We start from the raw sequence: 1,021 nt of genomic DNA, 5'->3' as shown, positions 1-1,021 counted from the left end.
ATGTCGCTGGAAAAGGCTGTCCCATATCCGTTACGGCGCAGGGCGCGCAGGACGTGGGCGTTGTATAACCCAAATGGTATTCCCGCTTTGGTGACGGGATGACCGCAAATTTCTTGCAGCATGCTGCGCGACTGGTCGAGTTCCCGGTCAAGCGCCGCTGTATCTAGCCCGTTCCAGGCGACATGCGCGATCCCATGGCTGCCAATTTCCATTCCGCTTGCAAGCAGCGCGGTCACGTGATTGCGCGCCAGCGATCCTAGCTGGTCCAGACGTCCGGTCAGAACGAAAAAGGTTGCGGTCAATCCCCTCTCGTTCAAGGCGGGTAGCGCGATCTCATAATCCGACAGGTTGCCGTCATCGAAGGTCAGTACAAAAGCCTGCGGATCAGATGCCGCCGCAACGCGATCGAGGATTCCGGTGAATTGCGCCTCGGATAGCCAGTAGGGAGCTTCGCCCTCTTCAAGGTCGCGAGCCGGGGTGCCTACACCGTGAAAGTTGAGACCGATCAGGCGTGCCATGTCAGGATTTCAGTCTTTTGTGCAGGGTTTCGGCCCAACCGATCAACCCGGCCGAAAGACCGCTCGGACAGGCCTCGTAAGGGCCTGACGCAGTGGCATCCGCACCGCCGGTTCGCAGCTTAAAACGAGTAACGCTTGGGTTCGCGTCATGATTGATGCCGCCCAGATCAAAACACCCGATCCCGTGTTCACGGCAATAGCGCATTGCGTGCCACATCAGGTAATGACCGGCATTGAGGCGCCGCCCGGCATCCGAGGTCGCTCCGAACAGGTAGGTGGCATTCAGCCCAACATGTCCAATCGTCATCGCCCCTATATCCTCGTTGTCCTTTCGGGCAATCAGGACGTCATGCACGAAGTCCGGCCCCGACAGCGCATAATAGAACTCTGGGGGGATGTCGGGCTGGAACCCCTTGGCGGTGCGCACCTGTTCGTAGAGGCGGGAAAAGCGATCCGACAGGTCTGCGATCGGACCGGCTTCAAGCGCAAGCCCCGCCTTGAGT

At 59.4% G+C, this 1,021-nt stretch carries 2 protein-coding genes; both read right to left on the bottom strand.

The window, feature by feature from the left end; translation table 11 throughout:
* Window positions 1-518 (bottom strand): polysaccharide deacetylase family protein (locus AC2FNC_RS20875; protein WP_496716603.1); only part of this gene is annotated, 518 nt, incomplete at its 3' end.
* 1 nt (window position 519) lies between these two features.
* On the bottom strand, window positions 520-1,021 hold a 502-nt coding region (locus AC2FNC_RS20870), incomplete at its 5' end, for a GNAT family N-acetyltransferase (protein WP_496716602.1).

The organism is Ruegeria sp. BHSA123, assembly GCF_059613425.1.
Note: the sequence above shows the minus strand (reverse complement) of the source record. Positions and strands in the feature narration are given on the sequence as shown.